Raw genomic sequence first — 6,919 nt, forward strand, 5'->3', positions numbered from 1 at the left:
CACTGGCTAGATATCCAGTACCTGTATTTTTAACCAGTTTTTAAAAGTTGACAAGTGATGGTCAATTCCTTTTCGTCCGATGTGCGCCGCGTGGTAGTGCTGGGCACCGGCGGCACCATCGCCGGCAAGGCCGCGAGCAGCGGCGACAACATCGGCTACACGGCCGGCCAGGTGGACGTGGCCGACCTGCTGGGCGGCATCGATGCGCCGGCGGGCGTGACCCTGGTGGCGGAGCAGGTGGCGCAGGTCGACAGCAAGGACATGTCCTTCGAGATCTGGCGCACGTTGGCGCTGCGCTGCGCGCACTGGCTGGCGCAGGCCGACGTGGCGGGCGTGGTGATCACGCACGGCACCGACACGCTGGAGGAGACCGCGTTCTTCCTGCACTCGGTGCTGGCCGCGGCAAAGCCCGTGGTGCTGACCTGCGCGATGCGCCCCGCCACCGCCCTGGCGCCCGACGGGCCGCAGAACGTCAGGGACGCCGTCAGCGTCGCTGCTGCCGAGGGCGCGCGCGGCGTGACGGCGGTGTGCGCGGGCACCGTGCACAGCGGCGTGGACATCCAGAAGGTGCACACCTACCAGCTCGATGCCTTCGCGTCGGGCGATTCGGGGCCGGTGGGCTATGTGGAAGAGGGGGAGGTGCGCCTCGTGCGGGCGTGGCCCGAGTCCGCCGTATCGCAAGGATCGAGGATCTTCGAGGCGGGCACCGTGCAGTGGCCGCGCGTCGAGATCGTCATGAGTCACGCCGGTGCGAGCGGGGCCGTGGTAGAGGCGCTCATGCAACCGGGTGGGGGTGATGCAGAGCCGCTGCAGGGGCTGGTGCTCGCGGCAACCGGCAACGGCACGGTGCACCATGCGCTGGAAGCGGCTGCGCTGAAGGCGCAGGACGCGGGTGTCGCGGTGGTTCGCGCGACCCGCTGCGCCAACGGACGCATCCTGCCGAAAGCCGGCGATGCGCTGCGCGATGCAGGCGCGCTGACGCCCGTGAAGGCGCGTATCGCGCTGATGCTCGAATTGCTGAAGTGAAGCTGGACGCCGCCCTGCACCGAGGGCGGCCGTAGATCAGCTGCTCAGCGCGGCCAGCGCACGCTGCGTGATTTCGTCGACCGTGCCCACGCCCTTGATGGCGCGGTATTTGGGCGCGGCGGCCGGGTCGGTGTTGGCCCAGGCCGAGTAGTAGTCCACCAGCGGACGCGTCTGCTGGCTGTACACGTCCAGCCGCTTGCGCACGGTTTCTTCCTTGTCGTCTTCGCGCTGGATCAGCTCTTCGCCCGTGACGTCGTCCTTGCCTTCCACCTTGGGCGGATTGAACTTGACGTGGTACGTGCGGCCCGAAGCCGGGTGCGAGCGGCGGCCGCTCATGCGTTCGATGATGTCGCCGAAGGGCACGTCGATCTCGAGCACGTAGTCGAGCTTGACGCCCGCGGCCTTCATGGCATCCGCCTGCGGAATGGTGCGGGGGAAACCGTCGAACAGGAAGCCGCTGGCGCAGTCTGCCTGCGCGATGCGTTCCTTCACGAGATTGATGATCAGGTCGTCGCTGACCAGTGCGCCCGCATCCATGACGGCCTTGGCTTGCAGCCCCAGCGGCGTGCCGGCCTTGACGGCGGCGCGCAGCATGTCGCCGGTCGAGATTTGCGGGATGCTGTATTTCTGGCAGATGAAGGCCGCTTGCGTGCCTTTGCCCGCCCCGGGCGCGCCCAGCAAAATTAGTCTCATGGTGTCCTCGGACGGTTCTTAGATTTTGTGTCGCACCAAGCGTCGGCCCGAGGGCAGGGCTAGGCGGAGTTGCTTCGAGGATAGCACGCGTGCCCGCGGGGAAATCTCCGCAGTTTCAGCAGGCATGGCGGCCGCCTCAGGGCTTGGAACCGGCCGCGAAGACCGCGCGCACGCGCGCCAGGTCTTCGGGCGTGTCGATGCCCGGTCCGGGTGCGACATGGCTCACATGCACCGCGATGCGGTGCCCGTGCCACAGCGCGCGCAGCTGTTCGAGCGCTTCGGTCGCCTCGACGGGCGCCGGCGGCAGCGAAGGAAACCTGCGCACGAAGCCCGCGCGGTAGCCGTAGATGCCGATGTGGCGCAGTGGCGCCGGGCTGGGCAGTGCAACGGGCGCGGCACCGTTGGCCGAGCCGTCGCGCCACCAGGGAATGGGTGCGCGGCTGAAGTACATGGCGTTGCCTTGTGCGTCGAGCACGGCCTTCACCACGTTCGGGTTCATGAAGTCGCCGACCGAATCGATCTCGTGCGCCGCGGTGCTCATCGCGGCTCCCGCATGCGTGGCCAGCGTGGTCGCCACGGCGTCGATCAGGGCGGGGTCGATCAGCGGCTCGTCGCCCTGGACGTTGACCACGATGTCGTCGCCGTCCAGGCCCAGTTGCTCGCAGGCTTCGGCCAGCCGGTCGGTGCCGCTCGCATGGTCCTGGCGGGTGAGGATGGCCTCGACGCCATGCGCCTGGCATGCTGAAACGATGGAAGCATCGTCGCCGGCCACGACCACGCGCGTTGCGCCGGACTCGCTGGCGCGTTGCGCCACGCGCACCACCATGGGCACGCCGGCGATATCGGCCAGGGGTTTGTTGGGAAGCCGTGTCGACGCCAGGCGCGCCGGCACCAGAACGGTGAAGTTCACAGCCCGAGCTCTTCGTCGGACAGCGTGCGCGCCTCGTTTTCGAGCAGCACCGGAATGCCGTCGCGCACGGGGTAGGCGAGGCGCGCGCTGCGCGAACAGAGCTCCTGCTTTTCGGGGTTCCAGGTCAGCGGACCCTTGGTGACGGGGCAGACGAGCAGTTCAAGCAGCTTGGTATCCATCGAGCGATGATAACTTTGCGTCGAGCGCGCTGAAGAACTCCACGCAGGGCATGAACTCGAGCGGCACGGCCAGCGCGTCGGGCGCCTTGCGCCACAGCTTCACGGCGTCTTTTTCGGTGCACAGCAGCGGTTGTTCCGCGCTGCCGGGGCGTTGCCAGTTCTCGAAATCGCTGTGATCGGGCAGGGCGAAAGTCTGCGCGAGCGTCAGGCCGCGCGCGCGCAGCATGTCGAAAAACGCCTCGGGCCGTGCGATGGCAGCCAGTGCGATCGCCGGCTTGCCCGCCAGGGTGCGCAAAGGTATGCGGCGGCCGTCGCTTGCCAATGCGTCCTGCGCAAGGCTTCGCGTCGCGGTGTAGCCACCCGCGAATGCCGGCTTCGAACCGCTGTGCAATACGAGGTCGCAAGGCCGCGGCCAGGCCTCGCGCAGCGGGCCGGCGGGCAGCCGCCAGCCGTTGCCGATGCCGCGGTCGTCGAACACGCAGATCTCGATGTCGCGGCCCAGCGCAAGGTGTTGCAGGCCGTCGTCGCTGACGATGACCTGCGTGGCCGGATGCCGCTGCAGCAGCGCACGCGCCGCCTCGATGCGCTTGCGGGCCACGAAAACTGGTGCCTTCGTGGCGTGGTGGATCAGCGCGGGCTCGTCGCCGACGTCGCGCGGATCGCTTTCGTCGAGCACCTCGCGGCAGTCGTCGGTGCGCCGTCCATAGCCGCGCGACACCACGCCCACCTGCAGGCCGCGCGCGCGCAGGTGCCGTACCACGGCCATGACCACGGGCGTCTTGCCGGCGCCACCGGCGATCACGTTGCCGACCACGATGACGGGCACCGGCACGCGATCAGTCCGCGACCATCCGAGGCGATAGAACAGGCCCCGCAGGGCGAAAAGCGCTGCGTACAGCAGCGACAGCGGCCACAGCAGGCAGGCCAGCGGACCGCGCCGCAACCAGGCAGCCTGAAGGCGCGAGGCCGACGGCGAACCGGTGCTGCTGGGGCCCTCTGCAGGCACTCAGTGCCCGGCTTGTGCCGTCGACTGTGCGGCGAAGGTGATCTGCATCAGGCCCGCGCGGCGCGCGGCTTCCATGACCGTGATCACGGCCTGGTGCGGGCTGGTCGCGTCGGCGCTGATGATCACCACGCTGTCCTTGCCGCCGGTGGCGGCCGCGGCGAGCGCTGCCGTCACGGTTTCCACGCTGCGGTCGGCCACCGGGGTCTTGTTGATCGAATAGCGGCCGTCGGCCGACACCGCCACGATCACTTCCTTCGGGTAATCGCGCTGCGCGTCGACGTCCGCCGTCGGCAGCCGCAGCTGCATCTCCGTGAACTTGCTGTAGGTGGTCGACAGCATCAAAAAGATCAGGATCACCAGCAGCACGTCGATGAACGGGATCAGGTTGATCTCCGGCTCGTCGCGCGCGCCGTGGCGGAACTGCATGCGGCCGCGGCTCATTTGCGCAGGGCGTTCAGGTGGCGGGCGAAGCGCTCACCGGACAGTTCGAGGTTCAGCAGGTATTCGTCGACGCGGCTGCGGAAGTAGCGCCAGAAGATCAGCGTCGGAATGGCCACGATCAGGCCGAAGGCGGTGTTGTACAGCGCGATCGAGATGCCGTGCGCCAGCTGCGCCGGGTTGCCCGAGCCCACGGCGCCGCTGCCCGGCGACTGCGAGCCGAAGATCTCGATCATGCCGATCACCGTGCCCAGCAGGCCCAGCAGCGGGGCGGCCGAGGCGATGGTGGCCAGCGCGGGCAGGTAGCGTTCCAGCTTGTGCGCCACGGTGCGGCCCGAGGCCTCCATGGCCGCGCGCAGGTCGTCTTCGCTGCAGCGGGGGTTGGCGTTCAGCGCCCGCAGGCCGGCGGCCAGCACCTGGCCGAGCATCGAGTTGCGTTCCAGCTTGGTCACCACGTCGGGCCCCGGAATGGCGCCGTGGGACACGGTGATGGTTTCGTCGAGCAGCTTCGGCGGCAGCACCCTCACGGTTTTCAAACTCGTGAAACGTTCTATAACCAGCGCGAGCGCAACGATCGAACAAGCGAGCAAGGGCCAGATTGGCCAACCCGCGGCAACTATGATGGAAAACAAGAAATTCCTCCGGCCCGTAGACTGCAAATGCGCGGCGATTATCCACTGAGCCAACCATCGGCACGCGCCTACTTTTCGTGTCGGCAGGGACGCACAGATTCTGTGGATAACTTTGTGATTAACCTGCTGCGCAACGGGCCCGAACCCGCATGGGACGGCCTTTCCGCTAGAACGACTGAATTTTGAGCAGCACTTTTTTCAATGAAATCAACGGCTTGCACGAGGAACCGTGCGCCTGTCCCGCTGTGCGGGCCGCATGCAGGGGCCCCATTGCCCGTTGTGGAAGAGTGGCGTCGCGCCGTGCGTGCATGCGGTGAGCATGCGTGACACGAATTCCGCGCCTGGGCCGCGCGTGTGGGCGGTTGGCGCCCTGTGCCGAGCGGTCGCCGACGCGCTCGATGCACGCTTCAACCCGGTAACGGTTCGTGGCGAGATTTCTGGTTTTTCGCGGGCTTCGAGCGGGCATTGTTACTTCTCGCTCAAGGACGAGTCGGGCCAGTTGCGTTGCGCGATGTTCCGCCGTGCGGCCGGCCTGCTCGACTTTTCGCCGCGCGACGGCGACCAGGTCGAGGTGCGCGGCCGCCTTGCCGTCTACGAGCCGCGCGGTGATCTGCAGCTGGTGGTCGAGAGCCTGCGGCGGGCCGGGCAGGGCGCCTTGTTCGAGCAATTCATGCAACGCAAGGCGCGGCTCGAGGCCGAAGGGCTCTTCGACCCGGCGCGCAAGCGGGCGTTGCCGGCCATGCCGCGCGCGGTCGGCGTCGTCACGTCGTTGGGGGCCGCCGCCCTGCATGACGTGGTCACGGCGCTGCGGCGGCGCGTTCCGCACATTCCGGTCGTGCTCGCACCGGCGGCGGTGCAGGGCGCCAACGCGCCCGGCGAACTGGTGCGCGCGCTGCAGTCGCTCTATGAACTCGAGCCTGCGGTCGACGTCATCCTGCTGGTGCGGGGCGGAGGCTCCATCGAGGATCTCTGGGCCTTCAATGACGAGACGCTGGCACGCACCATCGTCCAGAGCCCGGTGCCGCTCATCAGCGGGGTGGGGCACGAGACCGACTTCACCATCGCGGACTTTTGCGCCGACCTGCGCGCGCCGACGCCCACGGCCGCGGCGGAGCTGGTCAGCGCGCCGCGCGACCTGTGGCTCGGTGCCATCGACCTGCTGGACGAGCGCTTGAGCGACGCGCTGGGCGGTCGTCTCGACGCGCTCGGCCAGCGGCTCGACCAGGCTGCGGGGCGCCTCGGCCGCCCCTCGAACCTCGTGGCGCGCCAGCAGCTTCGCCTCGCGCACCATGCGCAGCGCCTGCAGTACGCCGTGCTGTCGCGGCGCGAGCGCCTGGCGCAGGTGCCGCGCGCCATGGCAGCCGACTTTCCGCTGAAGTTCGAGCGCGCGCTCACGCAGCGGCGCGAACGCCTCGAGCGCGTGGCCCTGCGCCTGCGGCTGCTCGACCCGGCACTGGTCCTGCAGCGCGGCTATGCATGGCTCACCGATACAGATGGTCATGCCATCGTCAGCGCCAGGCAACTCGAGGCCGGCGACGCGGTCACGGCGCGGCTGGCCGATGGCGAGGTCGACATGACCGTCACATTGAGCGATGCGACGGGAACGCGTCCGACGCGACCGCGGTGATTAATTCCTAGAATCCTTGATTCCCACAACCAACCCACGAGAAAAAACCATGGAACATGTGCTCCCACCCCTGCCGTACGCACTCGACGCACTGGCACCCGAATATTCGAAGGAAACCCTCGAGTACCACTACGGCAAGCACCACAACGCGTACGTGGTGAACCTCAACAACCTGCAAAAGGGCACCGAGTTCGAGGCCATGACGCTCGAGGAGATCGTGAAGAAGTCCAGCGGCGGCATCTACAACAACGCCGCGCAGATCTGGAACCACACCTTCTTCTGGAACTGCATGAAGCCGCAAGGCGGCGGCGCTCCCACCGGCGCGCTGGCCAAGGCCATCGATGCCAAGTGGGGCAGCTACGACGCGTTCAAGGAAGCCTTCGTGAAGTCGGCCGTGGGCAACTTCGG

9 protein-coding genes are annotated in these 6,919 nt (G+C 67.8%); 3 read left to right on the plus strand and 6 right to left on the minus strand.

The genetic code is table 11. The annotated features are described in order from the left end of the window. Nucleotides 1-57: 57 nt before the first annotated feature. Complete coding sequence (locus tag BM013_RS22880; RefSeq protein WP_093129923.1) at nucleotides 58-1,026, plus strand: asparaginase; 969 nt, start codon at nucleotides 58-60, stop codon at nucleotides 1,024-1,026. Nucleotides 1,027-1,062: 36 nt separating this feature from the next. On the opposite strand, the gene adk is transcribed toward BM013_RS22880, so the two are convergent. The 6 genes from adk to BM013_RS22910 all read right to left on the minus strand — a co-directional run bounded on the left by adk (nucleotide 1,063) and on the right by BM013_RS22910 (nucleotide 4,884). Continuing rightward, nucleotides 1,063-1,719 carry an adenylate kinase gene (adk, locus tag BM013_RS22885; RefSeq protein ID WP_093129924.1) on the minus strand — a complete coding sequence of 219 codons (657 nt, stop codon included), beginning with the start codon at nucleotides 1,717-1,719 and terminating at the stop codon, nucleotides 1,063-1,065. A gap of 136 nt (nucleotides 1,720-1,855) precedes the next feature. Next, complete coding sequence (kdsB, locus tag BM013_RS22890; protein ID WP_093129925.1) at nucleotides 1,856-2,629, minus strand: 3-deoxy-manno-octulosonate cytidylyltransferase; 774 nt, start codon at nucleotides 2,627-2,629, stop codon at nucleotides 1,856-1,858. Then, nucleotides 2,626-2,808: a Trm112 family protein gene (locus tag BM013_RS22895; RefSeq protein WP_007836935.1), complete on the minus strand. Its 183-nt coding sequence runs from the start codon at nucleotides 2,806-2,808 to the stop codon at nucleotides 2,626-2,628. Before BM013_RS22895 ends, kdsB begins: the two co-directional genes overlap by 4 nt. Further along, entirely contained in the window at nucleotides 2,789-3,814 is a 1,026-nt protein-coding gene (gene lpxK, locus BM013_RS22900) for a tetraacyldisaccharide 4'-kinase (protein ID WP_093129926.1), read from the minus strand. Before lpxK ends, BM013_RS22895 begins: the two co-directional genes overlap by 20 nt. Beyond that, nucleotides 3,815-4,240, minus strand: a complete 426-nt coding sequence (locus tag BM013_RS22905) for an ExbD/TolR family protein (RefSeq protein ID WP_371270115.1) — start codon at nucleotides 4,238-4,240, stop codon at nucleotides 3,815-3,817. A gap of 11 nt (nucleotides 4,241-4,251) precedes the next feature. Continuing rightward, nucleotides 4,252-4,884: a MotA/TolQ/ExbB proton channel family protein gene (locus BM013_RS22910; RefSeq protein ID WP_093129928.1), complete on the minus strand. Its 633-nt coding sequence runs from the start codon at nucleotides 4,882-4,884 to the stop codon at nucleotides 4,252-4,254. Between the two features lie 319 nt (nucleotides 4,885-5,203). Here BM013_RS22910 and xseA point away from each other — a divergent pair, with 319 nt between their 5' ends. Both xseA and BM013_RS22920 read left to right on the plus strand, forming a co-directional pair. Next, nucleotides 5,204-6,511, plus strand: a complete 1,308-nt coding sequence (xseA, locus tag BM013_RS22915; RefSeq protein WP_093129969.1) for an exodeoxyribonuclease VII large subunit — start codon at nucleotides 5,204-5,206, stop codon at nucleotides 6,509-6,511. A gap of 49 nt (nucleotides 6,512-6,560) precedes the next feature. Then, on the plus strand, nucleotides 6,561-6,919 hold a 359-nt coding region (locus tag BM013_RS22920; protein WP_305728016.1), incomplete at its 3' end, for a superoxide dismutase.

Source organism: Variovorax sp. OK605 (assembly GCF_900115445.1).
Classification (GTDB): Bacteria; Pseudomonadota; Gammaproteobacteria; order Burkholderiales; family Burkholderiaceae_C; genus Variovorax.

Excerpts from the sequence above, each read along its gene's own strand:
- BM013_RS22880 (WP_093129923.1), top strand. The coding sequence starts at position 58 with ATGGTCAATTCCTTTTCGTCCGATGTGCGCCGCGTGGTAGTGCTGGGC.
- adk (WP_093129924.1), bottom strand. The coding sequence starts at position 1,719 with ATGAGACTAATTTTGCTGGGCGCGCCCGGGGCGGGCAAAGGCACGCAA.
- BM013_RS22895 (WP_007836935.1), bottom strand. The coding sequence starts at position 2,808 with ATGGATACCAAGCTGCTTGAACTGCTCGTCTGCCCCGTCACCAAGGGT.
- BM013_RS22905 (WP_371270115.1), bottom strand. The coding sequence starts at position 4,240 with ATGCAGTTCCGCCACGGCGCGCGCGACGAGCCGGAGATCAACCTGATC.
- xseA (WP_093129969.1), top strand. The coding sequence starts at position 5,204 with ATGCGTGACACGAATTCCGCGCCTGGGCCGCGCGTGTGGGCGGTTGGC.